The organism is Clostridium sp. MSJ-8, from assembly GCF_018918325.1.
Lineage (GTDB): Bacteria > Bacillota > Clostridia > Clostridiales > Clostridiaceae > Clostridium.
Genome location: NZ_JAHLQH010000006.1, coordinates 1 through 23,199 on the forward strand (window position 1 = coordinate 1; position 23,199 = coordinate 23,199).

Consider the following 23,199-nt stretch of genomic DNA (forward strand, 5'->3'; position numbering starts at 1 on the left):
CATAAAAATAAATATCAAAAAAAGGTAATTTCAGTTACCTAGCTTTGCTATCGGCTTTTTTAGAAAAAATTTAAAAAGTTATCCACAGATTGGGATATTTCTATTATGAAATATCCTCAAATATGTAATTTATCTTGAAAATAGGGTAAATAGAAAAATTGTAACTACAATCAATCTAAGTACATCTAAAAAGCAACGATAAAACATCAGAAAACAGAGATTTTAGAAAATGTGAAGAAATGTAGCCATAGGAATAAAAAACTGCGAAGAGAGGATAAATTGAATGTTTTCTAAATAAGATGGTAAGCAATAAAGATAAATCAGTAAATAATAGCTTCATAACATTACAAGCTAGGATAACAAGGCATGAAAGACTATGAGATGTTGAAAGTACAGGAAATCCTAGGCTCAATAATTCCACTTGAAATCAAGGATAAGTCATAACATATAATATGTACAGGAAAAATCTAAATTCACTCAAAAATAAAAAGAATTGAAATGATAAAACATAAAAATAATGGAACTTGGAACTAGGGAATAGGAACTAAGGACTTGGGACTTGGAAAGAGTAACGGGGGGATAGGGGGGCTAAAGCCTTATAATGAAATAAGAATTGAAATAGATTAATAAAAATCTATTTCAATAAAAAATAAAAATAAATAATAAGAATAAATATAATAAATAAAAATGATAGGAATAAGTATATAATAATAAAATTACAATAATAAGATAATTAAGAATGATACAAGATAAAAATAATTAATGAAGAAATTTCAATAATATCAAGTAATAATTAATGACTATAACAATTAAAGTTACTGATAATAAAGAAGATATAAAGTTATAAGAAATAGATACAATAAGATAAAGAAAATCTAATCAATATATAATGATATAATTAAGATAATATAACAACAAAAGCAATTGATTAAGAAAATACAATAACTATATCAATTGATATAAATAAAATTAAGAATGTCTAACCAATTACAATAGATAATAAAATAATAATAAAGAAATAGATATACCAATAAAAGAAGTATATATAATAATAAGAATAGATAAAAATGTAATGTAGCAATAAAAGAGAAATACATTAAAAAGCAACAATAACATACTAGAAAACAGAGATTTCAGAAAATGAGAATAAATAATAACACTCAAAATAAAAACAACAAAGAAATAGTAAATCAACCGTTTTAACTGATGTAGTCAAATATATATTATAAATCTGATAAAGAGTTAATGTTTCTAATAAAAGAAGCATTAACTCTTTTTAGTGCGCCCAGCATGGGCGTGCACTAATCGGTGAAAGTCCGTAACGGGGGCTGATAGTGCCAACCGTATAGCTTAAGACAAGGGTGTCCATCGTGAGGTGGAATCTGAAGGAAGTCGGCGGCAAAGCTTTGGTCTGAGGTACACGAATCACATTTGAGGCTTATATCTATGGGTAAGCTTGCTAAACAAAGTGAAGCCCTATAACTATCCGAAATAGACTAAGTAAATGTGGCAGATAGATGAAGTGAAAGTGCACGTTCTTACCTGGGGAGGTCTGATAATATATCAATAAGTAGATGTAATTTCGAAATTGATAACCTATATAGAGATATATAGCTGAATTATCAGAAGTCAGCAGAAGTCATAGTACCCGAGCTAATCGCGATAGCGGAGGGAAGGACTGAACATTAGAGGTTTACAACTTTGATAAATCTAAGAATTATGAAGAAAGCAGAAATTCCGATACGGAATCTTGCTGTGGAGGTAGAAATGGAAATTCGAGATAAACAGAAGATGCAGAGTAAAACTGTAGATTTATTAAATAGGGAAAGCGTAAACGATGAATTATTTGATACTAGTAGATTACTTGAAGAGGTGCTTGAAAGAGATAATATGCTTGAAGCAATGTATAGAGTAATTAGAAATAAAGGTAGCCATGGAGTTGATGGCATGAAGACCGATGAACTTCGTGAGCATGTCAAAAGAACATGGACAACAGTTAGATCTAAACTGCTAGAAGGAAAGTATAATCCATCTCCAGTAAGGAGGGTTGAAATTCCAAAACCAGATGGTGGAGTAAGATTATTAGGAATACCAACAGTACAAGATAGAATGATTCAACAAGCAATAGCACAAATACTTAGTAAAATCTACGAGCCTACTTTCTCTGAAAGTAGTTTCGGTTTTAGACCAGGCAGAGGTGCAAAGAATGCTATTAAGCAATCTGAAACATATATAAATGAAGGATATAAGTGGGTTGTTGATATGGACCTAGAGAAATTCTTTGATAAAGTTAATCATGATATTTTAATGGGAAAACTTGAAAAGAGAATAAAGGACAAAAGACTCTTAAAACTTATAAGAAAGTATCTAGAAAGTGGTGTTTTAATAAATGGAATCAAGGTATCAAGTGAAGAAGGAACACCACAAGGTGGTCCGCTAAGTCCGTTACTAGCAAATATAATGTTAGATGATGTTGATAAAGAACTTGAGAAAAGGGGACATAAATTTTGTAGATATGCAGACGACTGTAATATATATGTTAGAAGTAAGAAAGCAGGCTTTAGGGTAATGGACTCTATAACAAGAATTATTGAGGGTGAACTTAAACTAAAAGTTAATAGAGATAAAAGTGCAGTTGATATTGTAAGTAAAAGAAAGTTTTTGGGATTCTCATTCTATTTCGTCAAAGGCGGAGCCAAGATAAGAATACACGAAAAATCAATTAAAAGGTTTAAAGATAAGGTAAGATTTATAACCAATAGAAACAGAGGTATATCTATGGATGAAAGATTACTAAAGTTAAATGATTCTATAAAAGGATGGATTAACTACTTTGGAATAGCTAACGCTAAGAGAAAGATAATGGAATTAGACCAATGGATTAGAAGAAGATTACGGGCTTGCATATGGAAACAATGGAAGAGAGTAAAAACAAGATTTGGAAACCTTATGAAATTTGGCGTTCATAGATATAAAGCATATGAATATGCCAATACAAGAAAAGGCTATTGGAGGATTTCCAAAAGCCCAATATTAAGCAAGACCTTAACTAATAAATACCTAGAATCACTAGGATTTATTAGCCTAACAAGACTATATCAAATAGAACATTAATTTCTAATGAACCGCCGTATACCGGACGGTACGTACGGTGGTGTGAGAGGACGCTAAATAAAATAATTATTTAGCTCCTACTCGATTGTTAAGAAATGTTGGAATGAGTGTGTTGAGTTTAGATATAGCTATATAACTTAAATTATTAGAGTAAATTGTATTTATTTGTTACTTTACTAAATCTATTAAGAAAATTTTGGTATAATATATTTGTATAAATGTATTCAGTAAGAGAGTGGGTAATGAATGGATAATAAAATAATTAAAATAATAGAGAAAAAAGAGAAAATAAAGATAGTTAATGAAGAAGATATTGAAGCTATAAAGGATATATTTATTGGGCCAGTTAAGGATGTAATAAGAATAGCAAAGGAAAAAAATGAAGAAGTAGAGACTATATTTAAAGCAGTTATTCCTCAAGAGTTTATAGAAGCTATAAAAAATGGTGATTTTAAACTAATGGAGAGTAAGGATGGCGAGATACTCCCGAATATAGTTAATCATAAAAATAAGATAGTTAAGCAAGTAAGATTAGAAGAAGTAAAACAAAAATTAGATGATAAAAAAGTAGATAAATTAGGGGAATATGCTTTAGAACAGAAATTAGATGCAATTAGAGAGCAGATAGAGGAAGTAGTTTGCCTTTTAGAAGATATTGAAAAGGGTCAGAGAAATAATAGATACGCTAATATAGATGGTGCAATAATGGATATAAAACAATCATTACTTATAGAAAATGATAACTATAGAGAAATATTACAGGCAAATGCACATAGCAAATTAAATTATGCGTTAGATTCAATATATAAATCTTTCAATGAAGAAATAACTTTCTTCAAGGAGTGGGAAAATAGAGGCTTTATTGAGAAAAATTTAAGACCGAGTAAATATTCAACTAAAAATATAAAAAGAGTTTTTTATGGGCTATGTAAAGATTATTTATACATCAAAAAAGCTAAAAATGTACTAATAGAGCTTCAGTTAAGTTTAGGAATAAAAGAATGTGAAATTCATTCTTTACTAAATGAATTTTATAAGGAAGATAAAAGGATAGAGGAAACTAATATAAAGAGTTGGCTTCCACCAAGGAATAATAATAATGAATGGCAACATAAGATATTAAATATGCCAAATTATGATAATAAAATTGTAATAGAATATAACATTACAGAATTATTGAAGGAGGAAGAAGAAAATGGAGTGTAAAAAGAAAGGGTGTAAAAATCTAGTTTATGATGGGAAATATTGCAACTATCATCAAGCAGAAATAGAAGACAGAAATAAAAAGATTCGTAGTGTGTGTATGGTTATTGGAGTTGCTACGATTGGATTAGTAAAGAAAAAGTTTTTTGGAGGTTCTAGTAAGAGCTGATAAAAAAACCTCATTTATAACCGATACGGAGAACCGTACCATAAGTAAGCCTCCAAATCTATGATTTGGCAAGGCGAACTTACTCAGCGACCGAAGGGAGTCGAGTTTCCTTTTGATTTTATATTATAAAAATATTTTTATTTTTAATTATTTGTATAAGTTGGGTAGGTTTAACTTTTTGATTATTTTATATAATAAAAAATGCAGAAAATAAAAATAGTAGCTTTTCAATTACAAGTTGGGGCTACTATTTTTTGATATTTTATCAAAAATGAATACTATGAATGTTATAATTTTTCATGTCCATACTGACGCAATGTCAAAATGTTTGTTGACATTGTGTCAGTATAAGAGGTATATTTATAATATAAGATTTGACATGATGTCAAAATATAAAATAGGAGATGGAAACTATGAAGAAAAATATTGGAGCACAGTTAGCATTATATCCATGCCCAGTAATTGTTGTTGGAGCTATGGTAAATAATAAACCAACATGGACATTAGTTGCTCATGCAGGAACAATGGCACATAGTCATTTAATGGTATCTTTAGTACATGCACATTATATTAATCAAGGAATTATAGAAAATAAAAAGCTTTCTATTAATGTAGTAGATGAGTCTTGGTTAAAAGAGGCAGATCGTATGGGTGTAATTAGTGGAAATAAAGAAGATAAATCTAATATATTTGAATATACAATGGGTGAGAATGGAGCACCTCTTATTAATGCAGCTAGAGTATCTATTGAATGTGAGGTAGACGATAATTATGAACTTAAAAGCTTTGATAATTTTATCTGTAGGATTCTTGCAACTTATGTAGATGATACTATATTGAATGAACAGGATAAAATTGATTATAATATTTTTAAACCAGTCCTTTTTGAATTTCCTACATATGAATATTTTAAGGTAGGCGAAAAGGTTGGTGATTGTGCGAAAATGAATTAAATTCATAAGGAAAGGAAACATGAATATGCCAGCAGGATCTATTGAAAGAACAAATGCTAGAAAAGAAGAGATTATAAATGCTTGTGAGAAACTTTATAAAACTATGAGTTTTAAGAATATTACTCTAAAAGATATCAGTAGAGAAACTACTTTTTCTAGAACATCAATCTATAATTATTTTCAGACAAAAGAAGAGATATTTCTCGCACTTTTAAAAAGAGAATATGATTTATGGATTTCACAATTAAAGGAAGCTATAGAAGCTAAAGATGCTATGTCAAATGATGAAATTGCAGATGTTCTAGCACATACTCTTAATGAACATAAACAATTATTAAAGATTATGTCTATGAATCATTATGACCTTGAGGAAAATAGTAGAATGGAATTATTGGTGGAATTTAAGGTATCTTATGGTAATGCATTAAAAACTGTTATGACAATGCTTATGAAGTTTAGACCAGATATGAATGCTGAAAAACGACAAGATTTTGTTTATTCATTTTTTCCTTTTATGTTTGGCATTTATCCATATACAGTGGTAACAGATAAACAGAAAAAAGCAATGGAGAAGGCAGAAGTGAATTATGTTTACAGTTCTGTTTATGATTTAACATTTACTACAGTAAAGAGATTGCTTGAAAATTAACTATTAAGAAAATGGAATAATAATATCTAAAGAGGGAGGCTAAAAAAGCTTCCCTTATTGTGAATATAATAGAGGGTTTATAAGCTAATTTTTCAAAATGAAATATTAACTACAATTGGACAACAATATGGAAAGACTCCAGCACAAGTTATTTTACGTTGGCTATATCAAAATAAAATTGTGGCAATTCCGAAATCTGTTCATGAGGAGCGAATTCGTCAAAATTATGATATATATAATTTTGAATTGTCTGAACAAGATATAAGGAAAATTGAACAAATGGATAAGGGAAGAAGTTTAATATTAGATGTACCAAATCTAGATGAAGTATATAGATTACATGATATTCGCTTTGAACAATAAATAAAAGGAGGAATAAAAAATGGAATATACATTATTAGGGAATACAAATATTCAAATATCAAAAATATGTGTTGGATGTATGAGTTTCGGGAAAGCAGGCACAATGCACGATTGGACTTTGAACGAAGAAGAAACAGAGAAAATGGTTCAATATGCAATTTCACATGGAATTAACTTTTTTGATACCGCAAATGGTTATTCAGCAGGAACTAGTGAGGAATATCTAGGACATGCGTTGAAAAAAAATATTGCTAGAGATAAGGTAGTTATTGCTTCAAAGGTTTATTTCAATCCTGGTAGATTATCTGCTAAAGCAATTCATAGAGAGATAGATGGTACATTAAAACGTTTGGGGACAGATTATCTTGATTTATATATAATTCATCGTTTTGATTATGAGACACCTATAGAAGAAACTATGGAAGCTTTAAATGATTTGGTTAAGGCGGGAAAAGTAAGAGCATTAGGGGCTTCTGCAATGTATGGATATCAGTTCTACAATATGCAACTTGTTGCACGTGACCATGGATGGGCACAGTTTCAAGCTATGGAGAATCACTATAATCTTCTTTATCGTGAAGATGAGAGAGAATTGATTCCAATATGTAATCAGATGGGCGTATCTCTTATGCCGTATAGTCCATTAGCAGCAGGACATCTGACTAGACCTCAGTGGACTACTAATACATTGCGTAGTAAAACAGATAGGGTTGCTATGGGAAAATATGATAGTAGTCAAGAACAAGATATGCAAATTATTCAAAGAGTATATGAATTAGCAAAACGATATGGTGTGAAAATGCAACAGATTGCATTAGCATGGCATTGGGCAAAAGGAGTCGCTTCTCCAATTATTGGTTCTACAAAAGTATCTCATCTTGAAGATGCTATTGGGGCATTTAATGTAAAATTAACTGAAGAAGATATTGCTTATTTGGAAGAACCATATACTCCTCATAAAATTGTAGGTGCAATAGATCATAATCCTGCAGATGGAGTTATGTTATTAGATGAAAAGAAATAATCGTTAGACTACTTAAATGAGGAATTTTAAGTTCAATTGAAGTATAAAAAGGTATATAATTTAATTATTAGATAAATTATTCAAATTAGAGGAAAGAAGGGTTAATAATGGATGCAATAGAAATGATAAAAGAAAGAAGAAGTGTAAGAAAATTTAAGGATGAAAAAGTAGATAGAGAACTTATGAAGGAAATAGTTGATATAGCAAAATGGGCTCCATCTTGGGTAAACTATCAGATAGCAAGATATACAATAGTTGATGATGAAGAATTAATTAAGCAAATTGCAGATAAAGGTGTACAAGGATTTGCCTATAATATAGGAACACTTAAGAGAGCAAAAGGAGTCGTAGTATTAAGTTATGTTAAGGGTAAGAGTGGCAAGATAGATGATAAATATGCAACAGATATGAAAAATAGTTGGGAAGTATTTGATGCAGGAATTGCATGTCAAACTTTTTGTTTAGCAGCACATGCAAAGGGAGTTGGTACATGTATAATGGGAGTTATAGATGAAGGTGTAATAGCTAAAATAGTAAACTTACCAGAAGATGAAACTGTAGCAGCTATTATTGTGTATGGCTATGAAGAAGGAGAACATGCTAAGCCAACTAGAAGAAAAGATGTAGATGATATTATACGTTTTGTAGATAGATAATATTTATTTAGCATGATGTAAAAAAGGGGGATGGTAGCAAATGGCTCTTATACAAGTAAACTTTTTTTCAAAGAAGTTGATGAGAACTGTTCCTATAAATGTTATTTTACCAGTAGATAAGATGTCAACTGATAACAAGACAGAAAAAAACGACTTTAAAACCTTATATCTTTTACATGGAATATTAGGAAATTATACAGATTGGGTTAGCAATACAAGAATTGCAAGATTAGCAGAAGAAAATGATCTAGCGGTAGTTATGCCATCAGGGGATAATGCATTTTATATTGATCAACCTAAGGGCAATAATTATTATGGTGAATTTATAGGTGAAGAACTAGTAGAGATAACAAGAAAGATGTTTCCATTATCTCATAGAAGAGAAGATACATTTATAGGTGGTTTATCTATGGGTGGATATGGAGCAATGAGAAATGGTCTTAAATATCATGATACATTTGGACACATAGTGTCATTGTCAGGATTGTTGCTATTGGATGATATTGTAAATTCCACAAATGAAGCAGAAGATTTTATACATAGTAGAGACTATGCAGAAAGTTGTTTCGGTAATTTAGATGAAGTATTGAATAGTGACAAAAATCCACAATATTTAATTAAGAAATTACAACAATCTAATGTAGAGATACCTAAAATGTATATAGCTTGTGGAACAGAAGATCCTATGTTTAATATTAATCAAAGTTTTGCAACTTTTTTGCAAGACAATGATGTAAATGTAGAGTTTGAAGTTGGGCCAGGAAATCACAACTGGGAGTTTTGGGATGAATATATAGAAAAGGCTATAAATTGGTTACCAACAGAAAATAGTGGGCTTGGAATTAATAGTGGTAATATAGGAGTAGAATAAGTGAAATTTAAGCACCTAAGATATTATATAATATCTTAGGTGCTAAAGTTTATAAGATTATTTTATCTTGTACTATAATTGTTGGCTTTAAGTTAACTAGAGCTTCATTTAAGGTGTTAGAGCATATAGTTATATCTTCACCTGATGCTGGATCTATATAATCAACTGAGAATATTAATGGGTTTCTTATAGGTGTAGTAGCTGCTACATCAGCAAGCTTGGTTTGAGCGTATATATGCATATAATTATTTTTCATGTTAGCATTTTGAGTAATTACAAAAGTAATAGTTCTGCTATCATCATCAGAAGTTACTATATAATCACCAGTTGTAGCTAGAGGTCCATTTACTTCTCCATAGCGAATATATACATAGCCAGGGGTATCTAAAGGCTTTTCTATTTCTTCATAATTATCAATAGCAGTAGGAGTTATCATATCTAATGCAGGATCTATTTGCATTGTTACAGTATATACTAAATTATCATCAATATCAGTAGTCATAGTTGGTATAGTAGCTTTTAGTATTGCATTATCACCAACAATTCTAGCAACTAGGTCTTCTCCACCATAAATATTACATACATAAGTTGCAAATGGAATTTTCAAAATATTAGAGTTAATTTTTGTGCCATCAGGAATAACAGAGAATCTGTTAGTGAAGTAATCTTGTTCATTTTCTCCAACAGTTCTTTCTGATTTAGGAATTTCAACTATAGTAACTGGAAGTGTAACAGTAACTTTAGTGTTTTCTGTTGGATTAAATAATACTTTTGTATCAGTTGGATCAAAAATCTCAAGGTCAACTTTAGATTTTTCATCATCATCAGAACCGTCAGCTATTATTATAGAGCTATCTGTATAGTAAGGGGTTGTAGGTGCAGTTCCAGTTCCATCCCAATATGGAATATTAGTAGCATCACCATAAGTTAACACTGCAGAACCTATTTCATAAGCTAATCCTTTTGCAAGAATATCAACAAATTCAAGTGTATTTAAGTCAGCTCCTGCAGGTATAGTAAAAGGTGCTTCAAAGGTTAATTTTGAATACTTATTAATTTCATATACTTTATCAGCCATATATTATTTCTCCTTTTTAAATATTTTGTCGCATGGTAATTATTTTTGTAGTATATATATATGAAAAAAATAATAATTGATACCTTATTAATGGTATAGTTAAAGATGAAGAATTAATAAATAGGGGGATTGTTATGGCAAGTATAAAGAAATTTTTAAAAAATGAAGTTTATGGATGGAGTAAGTTCGAAGTAATCTGGTTAGTGGTTGCAACGGTAGTGATATTAGGATTATCTATATATTGGCATGAAAGTATTATTGGAATAATAGCTGCATTAACAGGAGTAATATGTGTTATCTTAACAGGTAAAGGTAAGATATCTTCTTATGTATTTGGGACAATTAATACTGTTTTATATGCCTATATTGCATTAGGGGCTAAATACTATGGAGAAGTAATGCTTAATATGTTGTATTATTTACCAATGAATTTTGTAGGATTTATAACATGGAAGAAATATATAAATTCAGAAACTCAAGAAGTTGAAAAGAGGAAATTAACATTTAAATGGCAAGGTATTATTGCTATATTATGTGCTATATGTGTATATGTATATGGTTTAGTGCTTAAGAAGTTAGGTGGAAGTTTACCATTTGTAGATAGTATGAGTACAGTATTATCTGTTTTTGCTCAGATATTATGTGTTAAGAGATATATGGAACAATGGTTATTATGGATAGTGGTTGATGTTGTTACAGTTATTATGTGGATAGCAGCTTTTTTCAATGGTGGAGAGAGTATTGCAACATTACTTATGTGGAGTGTATATTTATTAAATGCAATATTTATGTTTGTTAAATGGTATAAAGAAAGCAAATAGAGGTGAAAATTTTATGTATGAAGTAGGAATGTATGGTGGCTCCTTTAATCCTTTGCATTTAGGACATGTTAAATGTATTATAAAGGCAGCAACTCAGTGTAGAGAATTAAACATTATATTGAGCAATGGAAAGAATAGAGATGAAGTAAGTGTAAGAGTTAGATATAGGTGGTTATATCTATTAACTAAGCATATAGGTAATGTTAGGATTCACATATTAGAAGATACAGCTGATTCTAAAGAAGATTATACAAGTGAATATTGGCAATCTGATTCAGAAATAGTTAAGAAGATGATAGGTAAACATATAGATGTTATTTTCTGTGGCGATGATTATGATAATGATGATAATTTTTATAAGAAGTGTTATCCGGATAGTGATATATTGTTTTTTAAGAGAGATGAAATAAGTTCAACTAAAATTAGAACTAACATATATAAATATTGGGAGTGGTTACCTAGTGTGGTAAGACCTTATTATGTTAAGAAGGTTTTATTAATAGGTGGAGAAAGTGTTGGAAAGTCAACTATGACAATTAATCTTGCTAATTATTATAATACCAATTATGTAGAAGAGGTAGGGAGAGAATTATCTGAAAAGTCAGGAACAGATAAGATGATGTTAGCAGAAGATTTTACAGAGATATTACTTAAGCATAAATTAAAAGAAATGGAAGCTATAGAGAAGAGTAATAAGGTATTATTTATTGATACAGATTGTCTTATAACGCAATTTTATATGAATTTTCTAGATGACAAGGATCAGGATTATGAGAATAATAGAGCTTTATCAGATGCTATAAGCGATATTAATAGCTATGATTTAGTACTATTTTTAGAGCCAGATGTACAGTTTGTTCAAGACGGAACAAGAAATGTTGAGATACAAGAAAATAGAGAAAAATATAGTAATCAAATAAAGGATATATTTGATAAACATAATATTAAATATGAAATTATAAATGGGGATTACTTAAATAGATTTGAGAAGATTACAAAACTAGTGGATAACATTATAGGCAAGTAAATTGCTTAATGTAATATAATAATGATGGAACTGAAGGAGCAATTGTTTATTTTTATTCTACTGTAGAACAACCAGATAATACTAGATTTATATATGAATGGAGTGATACAACAGGCGAAGGTATTGCACCAGGGGAATCAGCAGAAATGAATGTAACATCAGAATCAATGAGTTCTTCAGCAAATGGATCGAGAATAATAAAAGAAAGTGCAATTATCTATTATAAAGAAAAGGGAGTATATCTTAATGTAGAATTATATCTAGATATACAGAATAAAGGAGATTCATATGTACAGTGGTCAGATTATCATACTAAGATAGATAATGAACATGTAGTATGTAGATTATATTCGGATGAAAAGAAAGAAATAAAAAAAGTAGATTAATATTATACGTCGTCTAGATATGAAATTTTCAAGTTTCATATCTAGACTTTTTTTACTCTATAGGAAATTATATTAAATCTAAACCTATAGATAAGTATTGTAAACATAGTATTTATTTTTTAGGGCATAATAATAGTTAGATTGATTATTATGATTTTGATTTTCTGAAGGCTAGAGGTGTTTTATTGTGTATTTTTTTGAACATTTTGACGAAGTTACTACTGTGATTATATCCTACTAGCTTAGAGATTTCATCTACACTTAATTCAGTAGTAGATAATAGATTCTCTGCATAGGCCATTTTTATAGAAGTTGTATATTGATTTATAGACATATGATATCTCGCCTGGAACCCTGCTTTTAGTTTTTGTTCATTTAAGAATACTAGTTTGCTTAGTTTTGCTATGGTAGGAGGATTACACATATTTTTACTTAATATATCGTGGGCCTCTTGGAGTGCATTAATATCTGACGCAGTTAGAGTTAGGGATCTATCCTTACCTATTTTTATTGAACCGTAGTTAATTTGATTACTGAATGCATTTTCAGGAGATGAATTTATTTCATCAGATAATACAGCAATAGACTCTATGATTTTGCTTTCTAGATATAGTGGTGATAATGATCGTCTTTCTGCTAAACTTCTTAATTCTTGAATAATAGAGACTATCTTTATAGGTAAGTAGTTATATGTGTAATTGATTATGAATTTGTTGAAGTCAACAAGCTTAGGGAAAGCGGGAGTTATTATATCATCAAGGTATTTTTTATATATTGTTATTTCAGCTCCATGAAAGTGCTGACCTTTTTTCCATGTTTGTTTACCCTTCATTTGAGTTTCTATAGTGAAGAATGATGAAGGTGAGAATGAAGAAATAGAATTATCTTCTATCTCGAATTCAGTTTCACCTGTATATACTGTACCGAATCTTATTAATTTTTCATTATGTTCGAAGGATAGGGAGAAGTCATTTAAAATAGTATAATCACCTACACCGAAGTCATAATAACCATCTCTAGAATATTTTAAGAAGTATCCGAGTTCTGGTTTATTCTTGTTGGTATATAGAGTATAGTTAGTATTTTTATATGGAGAGAATGTTATTTTTTCAAGAATTTTATTTTGAAATTCTTTAGTTGTTCTAGTAGCCATAGTTATACCTCTCATTTGTAAATATTATATAAATGAATTATAACATATGATTATCCTATTGAATGATAAAATTATTATATTAGATGCATATATTGAAATGAAAATCATTATCATATAAAATCAAAACTGCTGAAAATACTAAACTAAATCTTAATTTTGAACAGGATTTTTTAGCATTTAGGAATATATGAGATATCAAGAATTATGATAGGTTGCTAGAATAGAAAAACATGGAGGAATTATAAGATGAAGAGAAATTTATTTAAAACAATTATTCTTGGTTGTTTAATAAGTGTTATGCTTATGGGATGTGGTTCTGCCAAGGATAATAGTGTAAAAGATACTCAGAAAGAAATGGTAACAGTTACTGATGCAAAGGGAGAAGTTGATATCCCAGCAGATCCTAAGAAGATAGTGGATTTAAGTGGTAATAGTGACATATTATCTATTTTAGGATATAAGGTTATAGGAACTGCTAATAGTGATGCTTATGATTATACTAAGTTTCCAACTTACTTAGAAGATACATTAAAGGGTGCAGAGATATTAGGATATAGTATGCAAGATACTATGGACATAGAGGCAGTTATGAATTTAGAACCAGATTTAATAGTTATATCAACTGTTCAAGAGAAAATGTATGATCAATTAAGTGAGATAGCACCAACTGTTATGATAAAATTAGAAGCTCTTAATTGGAAAGATGATATAAAGACTATAGCGAATATCTTCAATAAGACAGAAAAGGCTGATAAGTGGCTAGCTGATTATGAGAAACAAGCTAAAGAAGCTGGGGATAAGATAAAAAAGGAATATGGTGAAGATACAAGTTATCTTGCATTTTTAGCAAGTGGCGGACAATTCTTTGTATTTGATGGAGCAGGATTTGGAAGTGTATTATATGAAGATATGGGATTGACTAAACCAACTGGTATGCCTGAACAGAGTGATATAAGTCTTCCAGTTGTAACATATGAAGGATTAGCGTCTATTGAAGCTGACTATATTTTCTTGATGGCAACAGATGAAGATTTAGCGGAATTAGAAGGAAATGCCATATGGAATAACATACCAGCAGTTAAGGAAGGAAGAGTTGTAGTATTAAATGCATCTCCATACTTCAATCAAGGTTATAGTCTAATAGGAAGAGAATTATTAGTAGATGAGATAGGTGAAATGTTAAATGAAACAAAATAATAAACTTGTAATTATATTTATGATTTGCAGTTTATTGCTTTTAGGAGTAGGACTGATTCTAGCTGTAAAGCTAGGATCTGTCCATATTTCATTTTCAGATATATGGAATAGCGTATTTAATTATAGTGAAACCCTAGAATACATGTTAGTTAGAGATGTTCGTATTCCTAGGGCACTTTCTGTATTGATGACAGGTGGAATTTTAGGTATGGTGGGAGCTATGATTCAAGGAGTTACTAGAAACCCTATAGCAGAACCTTCTGTACTAGGTATTAGTCAAGGAGCAACTCTTATAATAGCTATTTTTTATGTTGCAGGTATAGGAGTAACTACTAAAAGTAATATGTTAGCAGCATTTTTGGGAGCGTTTATAACAGGAATTATGGTACTATTCTTTATATCTAAGAAAGCAAATAACAATTCTATTACCAAGATTATATTAGCAGGAACAGCTATTAGTACATTTTTTATTTCTCTAACAACAATAATAGGACTTCTATCTAATCAAGCACAAATGATAGGATTTTGGGTGTCTGGGGGATTTAGAAATGCTAGTTGGACTGATTTTAAGCTAGTTTCAGTGGTAGGAATTTTAGGACTTGTATTAGCGATATATTTAGCACCTAAGATTAACATATTGAATTTAGGTGATGATATAGCTATAGGATTAGGAGAAAATCCAGAGAAGATAAGATTCTTTACTCTTATGATTATGATTCCAATGTGTGCGGCTGCTGTAGCTGTTGGAAAGAATATAGCTTTTGTAGGACTAATAATACCACAGATAGTGAAGAAGATATTAGGTGAAGATTATAGAAAGAATATACCTTGTTCATTTTTACTTGGAGCAGTTTTAATGACTTATGCAGATATAGCTGCAAGAATGCTATTTGCACCATATGAAACACCAATTGGAATATTTACAGCAATTATAGGTGTACCATTCTTTATATCAGTTGCAAGAAAGGAATTAGGATAAGATGAAGAAAAATAAATTCAAGATAACCTGCATTATTCTAACGATTTTATTGATAATTTCATGTCTGGTAAGCTTATGCTGGGGAACTTATAAGATGTCTCCTATGGAAGTTATAGATACATTAATGGGAAATGGTTCAAGATTTCAAAATACTGCTGTGATAAGTATAAGATTACCTAGAGTTTTAGTTGGGATATTTGTAGCAATTGCATTGTCAACAGCGGGAGCTATATTACAAACTTTAACCAAGAATGACCTAGCAGATCCAGGAATTATAGGTATTAATGCAGGAGCAGCAGTGGCAGCAGTATTATTTATAACTTATTCAACAGGGTTTTATTATAAGGAATTAGGAAGTTTATCTATATTTGTTCTTCCTTTTATGGCTATGATAGGAGCTGCAGTAGCCGCTTTTATTATGTATATTATGTCTAGTAGAGGTGGAATGAGACCTAAGAGATTATTACTTGTTGGGATAGGATTAAATGCAGGCCTTAATGCTTTTATAAGTTTTATTACATTTAGAGGTGGGGTAGGTGATTACAATAGGGTGCTTATTTGGACATCTGGAAGCTTATGGGGTTCAGGTTGGAGTTATGTTAAGGTTATTATTCCAATAGTATCTATATTCTTTTTAATTATTTTGTTTAATCATAAGAGATTAGATGTATTAAATATGTCTGATGAACTATCCATTTCGTTAGGGTTAAATGTAAATAGAGAGAGAAAGAAGTTCTTAGCTATTGCAGTTATATTGTCTTCTGTAGCAACAGCTTTTGCAGGAAATATAGGATTTTTAGGGCTTATATCACCCCATATAGCTAAGAGATTAGTAGGACCATATCATAAGAAATTTCTAATTGTATCAGCTATTATAAGTGCTATGATTGTGCTTCTTGCAGATTCTTTTTCTAGAAATTTATTTTCTCCTATAGAGATACCTGTTGGAATAACTGTTTCTATATTTGGAGTACCGTATTTTGTATATTTGATGATGAGGGAGGAGTAATATGGAAGCTATTAGAGTTGAGAATCTAACAGTAGCATATGATAAAAATATAATAATAGAAGAAATGAACTTATCTATACCTAAAGGTAAGATAAGTATAATAATAGGAGCAAATGGTTGTGGTAAATCTACTCTTCTCAAGACTATTGCTAGAATAAATAAACCAAAGTTTGGAGACATATTTATTAATGGAAATAATACTAAAAAAGTAAGAGAAAAAAACATAGCAAAGGAAGTTGCTTTTTTACCTCAAGGGCCGACTTGCCCCAATGGATTAACAGTTAGAGAGTTAGTAGCTTTTGGGAGATTTCCACATCAGAAGATGATAGGAGGCCTTAATGAAAAAGATAAAAATATAATAGATTGGGCTATAGAAGAAACTGGGCTTAAAGAATTTGCAGATAAGGAAGTAGAAAATCTATCAGGAGGGCAGAGACAGAGAGCATGGATAGCACTTGTATTAGCCCAAGAAACAGAAATAATAATGTTAGACGAACCAACTACATATTTAGATATGTCTTATCAATTAGAGGTATTAGAAGTCCTTCAGAAACTTAATAGAGAGAGGAACATAACTGTAGTTATAGTATTACATGAATTAAATAATGCATGTAGATTTGCAGATAATATTATAGGATTGAAGAGTGGTAGGATTATATGTGAAGGTAAACCATCAGAAGTTATTAATAAGGAAACTTTAAAGAAGATATATGGGATAGATGCAAGCCTTAGCCTAAGTGAAGATGGAGCATATCCAATATGTACAGAATACCAGTTATTAAGAGGTGACAATGCGAAATAGAAACTTTTTAATAATAGTAATTGGACAGATTATATCATTATTTGGAAATGCTATTCAAAGATTTAGTATGTCTCTATATTTACTTGAATTTACAGGAAGTACAGCTGCATTTGCGAAGATATTAGCTATATCCACTATTCCCTATGTTATATTTGCTCCAATATCAGGCAAAATTGCAGATAGTGTTAATAGAAAACATATAATGATATATCTTGATTTATTTGCTTCAATGGTTGTAGGAATGTATGCAATTACATTGTTTAATAATAAAGATAGTGAATTTATAGTAGGAGTAGTTATGTTCTTGTTATCAATATGTTATACATTATATTCACCAGCAGTAACATCAGCTATTCCTCAAGTAGTATCAGAGGATAAACTTACATCTGCAAATGGAATAATCAATCAAGTTGGATCAATAGTTAATTTTACAGGGCCTATTATAGCTGGTCTTCTATATGGATTAATAGGTATAAGATTTGTTGTTGTTTTAAATGCAATTAGCTTTTTTGTGTCAGCAGTTATGGAATTATTTTTGGACATTCCGAACATTAACAGAGGAGATAATGAAAAGATAATATCGTTATCATTTATTAAGAAATCATTTATAGATATGAAAAAGAGCTATATATATTTAAAGACAGAAAAGAAAACTATAATGTATATAATAATATCCTATGCATGTTGTAATATATTTTTAGTTCCTATATTGTCTGTTGTGGCACCATATTTTATAAATGTATTATTAAATCTTCCATCACAAGTATATGGAATAGTAGAAGGAATATCTGTATTAGGTATGATATTAGGAGGATTATGGATAAGTCTTAAGCCTAATAAGTTTTTTATACAAAGGGTACATAAAACTTATTATCCTATGATCATAGGAAGCACTATTATAGCAATTTTAGGTGTGATAGATATAAATAAATATGGTAGTGCACTGATATTTGCAATAGGCAGTATGTTTATAATGTTTTCTTTAGCATTGTCTAATGTGCTTACACTAACATTTATACAGAAAGAAGTTGATTATAATATATTAGGGAGGACAATGGCTTTTTCTAATGCAGTAGCAACTATAAGTGTTGCACCTGGTCAATTGTTATTTGGACAAGTTATAGAAATAGGAATTCCATTAGAAGGTATATTTACAGTATCATTATTAATGAATATTATGCTTGTACTATTTATAAAGATAAATATAAGCAATAGAATTATAAAAGAATGAGAGATATTTATTTAAATTTGAATATTTGATATTATTATAGAGTGTAAAAAAAGAAAAAATAGTGCCATAACAGAACCAAAAAAACAAGTTTTGGAACCTGTCATAATGGCTAAAAAAATCGACGGCTCTATAAAGTCGCCTTGACGATTTTTTTATAGTTAAGGAAAGGAAAATAACTAATTATGTCAGATGAATTAGAGAAACATTATAATAAATTTTGTGAAGATAAGAGATTAACTAGAAGGCATGGTCAAGTTGAATATATAACTTCTATGAAATACATACATAAGTACTTAGGGGATAATAAAGATTTTAAGATATTAGATGTTGGAGCAGGTACTGGACGATATTCAGTTCAACTTGCTAATGAAGGATATGATGTTACAGCTATTGAATTAGTTAAGCATAACTTGGGTATGTTAAAAGCTAAGGGAAGTTCAGTAAAAGCATATCAAGGAAATGCCTTAGATTTATCTAGATTTAAGGATAATACATTTGATATGACTTTAGTATTTGGTCCTATGTATCACTTGTATGAGTTTAAGGATAAAGTAAGGGCATTAGAAGAATCTAAGAGAGTTACAAAGTCAGGTGGGGTAATACTAGTAGCTTATTGTATGAATGATTATAGCATATTAACTTATGGATTTAAGAAAAACAACATAAAGAGATGCATTGAGGAAGGGAAAATAACAGAAGACTTTCGTTGTGTATCATCACCTGAAGACTTGTATGATTATGTAAGATTAGATGATATTAATAAATTTAATGAAGCAGCTAATCTTAAGAGAATACAGATAATATCAGCAGATGGAGCAGCAGACTTTATGAGACCTACATTAAAGGCTATGGATGAAGAAACATTTGAATTATTTATAAAATATCATTTATCTACTTGCGAAAGACCTGAATTATTAGGAGCTGCAGCCCATACCCTAGATATTTTGAGAAAGGAATAATTAAGGGAAATGGGGAAAATGAATATGAAGGTATTGATAGTTGAAGATGATTCAGATATAAATGAATTATTATGCAGTATTTTAATTAAAAGAGGCTATTTTACAAGAAGTGCATTTTCTGGTACAGAAGCATTAATGTGTGTAGAGCAAGAAGAATATGATATTGTTCTGTTAGATATGATGTTACCTGGAGCATCGGGAGAGGATGTTATAAGTAACATAAGAGAGAAAAAAATGATGCCCATAATAGTTATATCAGCGAAGGCAGCACAAGAAGATAAGATAAATGCCCTTAAGCTTGGAGCAGATGACTATATATGTAAGCCCTTTGATATAAATGAAGTTATTGCAAGAATTGAAGCTCAATTAAGACGTTATAAAACATTTAGTAGAATTGAAGATAGTACATCTACTAAATTAATATGCAAAGATTTAGTACTAGATACAGAAAGTAAACAAGTTTTCTTAAAGGAACGAGAAGTAATATTAACTCTGAGAGAATTTTCAATATTGGAATTGCTAATGAATAGTCCTAATAAAGTTTTTACTAGAGAAAATATATTTGAATCAGTATGGAATAATGAATTTCTTGGAGATGATAACACAGTTAATGTTCATATAAGTAACTTGAGAGCAAAGTTAAATAAGATAGATAGAGATACTGAATATATTAAGACTGTATGGGGAATTGGTTTTAAGTTAAATCAATAACCTACTCAATATTACTATAAACTTTAGACTTTCTTAATATTTGCTTTAAGGTATTTTATACAATTATGAATAAAATAAACGTATAAAGTTAAATGGAGGGAGAGTTATGGATAATATAGTTTTAAAAACCCATAATCTTACTAAGATATATGGGAAACAAGCATCTAATAATAATATAAATATTACTGTAAAAAAAGGTGATATATATGGACTTATCGGCCGTAATGGAGCAGGCAAAAGTACATTTATGCGAATGATAACTGGACTTAGTAATAAGACAAGTGGAGATATAGAACTGTTTGGTAAGTCTTCTCAGAAGGAATTAGATGAAGCAAGAGGATTTATAGGAAGCTTAATAGAAACCCCTGCTTTTTATTCAGGGATGACTGCAAGAGAGAATCTTGAGGTATCTAGATTAGTTAGAGATATAGCAGGTAGAGATTGTATAGAAGAGGTTCTATCATTAGTTGGGTTACAGGATACAGGAAAGAAGAAGTTTAAGAATTTTTCATTAGGAATGAAGCAGAGATTAGGAATAGCAAATGCACTTTTAGGCAATCCTAAATTACTTATTTTAGATGAACCTATTAATGGATTAGATCCAATGGGAATAATAGAGATTAGGGAATTACTTAAGAAAATAAACAAAGAAAAAGGTGTTACCATAATAATATCTAGTCATATATTAGGCGAATTATCAGAACTAGCAACATGTTATGGAATAATAAATAATGGTAAATTAGTTGAAGAAATAACTGAAAAAGAATTAATGGATAGATGTAGGCAATATATAGATTTAAGTGTTGATGATGCATCTACAACCGCTGCCATACTAGAACAAGAATTAAATATTACTGACTATGAGGTTCTAGAAGGTAATAAAATAAAGATATTTAGTAACTTAGATTCTATAGGAATTATAAATTCAACTTTATCTAAAAAAGGGATAATAGTTGATAGTATAGGCCTAAAGGGTGAGAATCTAGAAGAATATTTTATGAGCAAGGTTGGAGGTGAAGATAATGCTTAGATTATTAACAGCTGAATTATTTAAACTATATAAAAATAAAACATTTAAAGTTTTATTCATAGTATCTATATTCTTAGGTATATTTACAATGATAATGACATCATCAGTAATGGAGAAAATATTAGAATCATCCATGCAAGGAATGTCACAAGAAGAAACATCTCAAATTATGGAACAATTATCTTCATCAAATGAAGGACAGATTATAACTCCTGGTAGTATGGGAATGCAGATAGTAGCCAAGGACCCACTTAATCCAACAACTAGGGAGGTATTCCATTCAGCCTTTGGATCTGGATTAATTGAAGTGTTATTAGGTATATTTATAGCTGCATTTATGGCAAAGGAATATAGTGATAAAACTATTAAGAATGCATTATCTTATGGTAAGAAGAGGTATGAATTCTATATATCAAAATTTATAATCATGATTATAGGTATAGCTATTATATTGCTTGCACTAACAGTTATACCTACAGTAGGTAATGCAATAACTAATGGATGGGGAGAAACTTTTAAGGTTAGTCAGATAGGAGACATTTTAAGAACTTATGGAGCAACGTTGATAACAAGTGCTTCTATAGCTTCTATAATGATGATTATTGCTATTTTGGTAAAAAGTAATGGTGGAACAATTGGGATAACTATAGGGATATTTACTTTATTTCCTATGCTAATATCATTTTTATATGGTAAGAACAAGGTGTTTGACAACGTATATGAGATGACTCCTTTTTATACAAATAGAGTAAGCATGTCTATATATGCTACTGGAGAAGATATAGGTAAAGCTGTTATAATAGCACTAATTACAATTATAATATTCTTGTGTATAGGAGTTAAGATATTTAAGAAACAAGATATCAATTAAGAGAGGTAATTTATATGATTTTGTATATAATGCTTGTTGGGATAATAATAGGATTATTAGTATATATAATAAGAGAAAAAAAAGAAATAAGTAATATATGCAAACAGATTGAAAGCAATAAGGATGAATACAAAAATATTCATACCAAGGCACTTAATGATACAGTTGAAAGGCTAGTAACAGCTATAAATACAATATATGATAATGCTCAAGAGGTAAGGGCGCGTAATGAGAGTATAGATGAAGAGCTTCGTAGAAGTATAGCTAATATTTCTCATGATTTAAGAACTCCTCTTACCTCAATAAGAGGTTATCTTCAGTTTATAGCAGAAGATGATTTGACAGATGAAGAGAGAAAAAAATATATAAATATAGCACAGAGAAGAGCTGAGAATCTGCAAGATCTTATAAATAGCTTTTATGAATTATCTAGAATTGATAATAATGAGTTTAAGTTCAATATGAAGAAGTTGAATCTTAAGGCATTGTTGTGCAATAATATTGCATTGTTTTATAATGACTTTATTAGTGCAAATATAGAGCCTGAGGTAAAGATAGATGATGATATAGATGATATAATATCAGATGAAAAAGCAGTAAATAGAATATTTTCTAACTTAATAGGAAACATTATAAAGCATAGTGAGAAGGATGCAAAGATAGAATTGTTTCAAGAGGATTCTTATATCATAACAAGATTTATAAACTATGCGCCGAATTTAACTGAGAGAGATGTTCAGAATGCATTTGAGAGATTCTATACAGCAGATAGATCTAGAAGTGATAAGAATACTGGTTTGGGCTTAGCTATAACTAAGGAGTTATCAGAGAAACTAGGAAATATTATAAGTTGTAAATTAGTTTCTAATAACATGGTTATAGAGATTAAATGGAATAAGAAAATAGGATAAAATTATTAAATGATTTTAATTTTTTTTGAGAA

Annotated in this window: 24 protein-coding genes; 22 read left to right on the forward strand and 2 right to left on the reverse strand. The window is 29.8% G+C overall.

Annotated elements, in window-relative coordinates; all coding sequences use genetic code 11:
- The first annotated feature begins 1,767 nt into the window (after positions 1–1,767).
- The 9 genes from ltrA (at position 1,768) to KQI77_RS00505 (ending at position 9,002) form a co-directional block, all read left to right on the forward strand.
- Positions 1,768–3,114: a group II intron reverse transcriptase/maturase gene (gene ltrA / locus KQI77_RS00465; RefSeq protein WP_253289283.1), complete on the forward strand. Its 1,347-nt coding sequence runs from the start codon at positions 1,768–1,770 to the stop codon at positions 3,112–3,114.
- A 246-nt stretch (positions 3,115–3,360) separates the two neighbouring features.
- Complete coding sequence (locus KQI77_RS00470) at positions 3,361–4,320, forward strand: hypothetical protein (protein WP_216387381.1); 960 nt, start codon at positions 3,361–3,363, stop codon at positions 4,318–4,320.
- A complete protein-coding gene (locus KQI77_RS00475) occupies positions 4,310–4,486 on the forward strand; it encodes a hypothetical protein (RefSeq protein WP_216387382.1) in 177 nt (58 codons plus the stop codon). The genes KQI77_RS00470 and KQI77_RS00475 overlap by 11 nt, the downstream gene beginning before the upstream one ends.
- A gap of 413 nt (positions 4,487–4,899) precedes the next feature.
- Entirely contained in the window at positions 4,900–5,439 is a 540-nt protein-coding gene (locus KQI77_RS00480; RefSeq protein WP_216387383.1) for a flavin reductase family protein, read from the forward strand.
- A 19-nt stretch (positions 5,440–5,458) separates the two neighbouring features.
- Positions 5,459–6,088 (forward strand): TetR family transcriptional regulator, encoded by a 630-nt coding sequence (locus KQI77_RS00485; protein ID WP_367397257.1) that lies wholly within the window; start codon positions 5,459–5,461, stop codon positions 6,086–6,088.
- A gap of 102 nt (positions 6,089–6,190) precedes the next feature.
- A complete protein-coding gene (locus KQI77_RS00490; RefSeq protein ID WP_367397259.1) occupies positions 6,191–6,451 on the forward strand; it encodes an aldo/keto reductase in 261 nt (86 codons plus the stop codon).
- A 19-nt stretch (positions 6,452–6,470) separates the two neighbouring features.
- Positions 6,471–7,475, forward strand: coding sequence for an aldo/keto reductase (locus tag KQI77_RS00495; protein ID WP_216387384.1), 1,005 nt, complete (start codon positions 6,471–6,473; stop codon positions 7,473–7,475).
- A gap of 107 nt (positions 7,476–7,582) precedes the next feature.
- On the forward strand, positions 7,583–8,131 hold the full coding sequence (locus KQI77_RS00500) for a nitroreductase family protein (protein WP_216387385.1): 549 nt from the start codon (positions 7,583–7,585) through the stop codon (positions 8,129–8,131).
- Positions 8,132–8,171: 40 nt separating this feature from the next.
- Positions 8,172–9,002, forward strand: a complete 831-nt coding sequence (locus tag KQI77_RS00505; protein WP_216387386.1) for an alpha/beta hydrolase family protein — start codon at positions 8,172–8,174, stop codon at positions 9,000–9,002.
- 49 nt (positions 9,003–9,051) lie between these two features.
- On the opposite strand, the gene KQI77_RS00510 is transcribed toward KQI77_RS00505, so the two are convergent.
- Entirely contained in the window at positions 9,052–10,080 is a 1,029-nt protein-coding gene (locus KQI77_RS00510; protein WP_216387387.1) for a hypothetical protein, read from the reverse strand.
- Positions 10,081–10,214: 134 nt separating this feature from the next.
- Between KQI77_RS00510 and pnuC the strand changes: the two genes are divergently transcribed.
- The 3 genes from pnuC to KQI77_RS00525 all read left to right on the forward strand — a co-directional run bounded on the left by pnuC (position 10,215) and on the right by KQI77_RS00525 (position 12,314).
- Positions 10,215–10,901, forward strand: coding sequence for a nicotinamide riboside transporter PnuC (gene pnuC / locus KQI77_RS00515; RefSeq protein ID WP_216387388.1), 687 nt, complete (start codon positions 10,215–10,217; stop codon positions 10,899–10,901).
- 13 nt (positions 10,902–10,914) lie between these two features.
- Positions 10,915–11,928: an AAA family ATPase gene (locus KQI77_RS00520; protein ID WP_216387389.1), complete on the forward strand. Its 1,014-nt coding sequence runs from the start codon at positions 10,915–10,917 to the stop codon at positions 11,926–11,928.
- A 146-nt stretch (positions 11,929–12,074) separates the two neighbouring features.
- Positions 12,075–12,314 carry a hypothetical protein gene (locus KQI77_RS00525; protein ID WP_216387390.1) on the forward strand — a complete coding sequence of 80 codons (240 nt, stop codon included), beginning with the start codon at positions 12,075–12,077 and terminating at the stop codon, positions 12,312–12,314.
- A gap of 148 nt (positions 12,315–12,462) precedes the next feature.
- Here KQI77_RS00525 and KQI77_RS00530 read toward each other — a convergent pair whose 3' ends face one another.
- A complete protein-coding gene (locus KQI77_RS00530; RefSeq protein WP_216387391.1) occupies positions 12,463–13,467 on the reverse strand; it encodes an AraC family transcriptional regulator in 1,005 nt (334 codons plus the stop codon).
- Positions 13,468–13,713: 246 nt separating this feature from the next.
- Between KQI77_RS00530 and KQI77_RS00535 the strand changes: the two genes are divergently transcribed.
- From KQI77_RS00535 to KQI77_RS00580, 10 genes are all read left to right on the forward strand, one after another.
- The gene (locus KQI77_RS00535; protein ID WP_216387392.1) at positions 13,714–14,664 is read left to right on the forward strand and encodes an iron-hydroxamate ABC transporter substrate-binding protein; all 951 of its coding nucleotides are present in this window, start codon (positions 13,714–13,716) and stop codon (positions 14,662–14,664) included.
- On the forward strand, positions 14,651–15,643 hold the full coding sequence (locus KQI77_RS00540) for an iron ABC transporter permease (protein WP_216387393.1): 993 nt from the start codon (positions 14,651–14,653) through the stop codon (positions 15,641–15,643). Before KQI77_RS00535 ends, KQI77_RS00540 begins: the two co-directional genes overlap by 14 nt.
- A 1-nt stretch (position 15,644) precedes the next feature.
- A complete protein-coding gene (locus tag KQI77_RS00545; protein WP_216387394.1) occupies positions 15,645–16,652 on the forward strand; it encodes an iron ABC transporter permease in 1,008 nt (335 codons plus the stop codon).
- A 1-nt stretch (position 16,653) separates the two neighbouring features.
- The gene (locus KQI77_RS00550; RefSeq protein ID WP_216387395.1) at positions 16,654–17,454 is read left to right on the forward strand and encodes an ABC transporter ATP-binding protein; all 801 of its coding nucleotides are present in this window, start codon (positions 16,654–16,656) and stop codon (positions 17,452–17,454) included.
- Positions 17,444–18,685 (forward strand): MFS transporter, encoded by a 1,242-nt coding sequence (locus KQI77_RS00555; RefSeq protein WP_216387396.1) that lies wholly within the window; start codon positions 17,444–17,446, stop codon positions 18,683–18,685. Before KQI77_RS00550 ends, KQI77_RS00555 begins: the two co-directional genes overlap by 11 nt.
- A 182-nt stretch (positions 18,686–18,867) precedes the next feature.
- Positions 18,868–19,644 (forward strand): class I SAM-dependent methyltransferase, encoded by a 777-nt coding sequence (locus KQI77_RS00560; RefSeq protein ID WP_216387397.1) that lies wholly within the window; start codon positions 18,868–18,870, stop codon positions 19,642–19,644.
- A gap of 18 nt (positions 19,645–19,662) precedes the next feature.
- Positions 19,663–20,355: a response regulator transcription factor gene (locus KQI77_RS00565; RefSeq protein ID WP_253289284.1), complete on the forward strand. Its 693-nt coding sequence runs from the start codon at positions 19,663–19,665 to the stop codon at positions 20,353–20,355.
- A 106-nt stretch (positions 20,356–20,461) separates the two neighbouring features.
- The gene (locus KQI77_RS00570) at positions 20,462–21,385 is read left to right on the forward strand and encodes an ATP-binding cassette domain-containing protein (protein WP_216387399.1); all 924 of its coding nucleotides are present in this window, start codon (positions 20,462–20,464) and stop codon (positions 21,383–21,385) included.
- Positions 21,378–22,256 carry an ABC transporter permease subunit gene (locus KQI77_RS00575; protein ID WP_216387400.1) on the forward strand — a complete coding sequence of 293 codons (879 nt, stop codon included), beginning with the start codon at positions 21,378–21,380 and terminating at the stop codon, positions 22,254–22,256. Before KQI77_RS00570 ends, KQI77_RS00575 begins: the two co-directional genes overlap by 8 nt.
- Positions 22,257–22,270: 14 nt before the next feature.
- Entirely contained in the window at positions 22,271–23,167 is an 897-nt protein-coding gene (locus tag KQI77_RS00580) for a sensor histidine kinase KdpD (protein WP_216387401.1), read from the forward strand.
- Positions 23,168–23,199 lie beyond the last annotated feature (32 nt).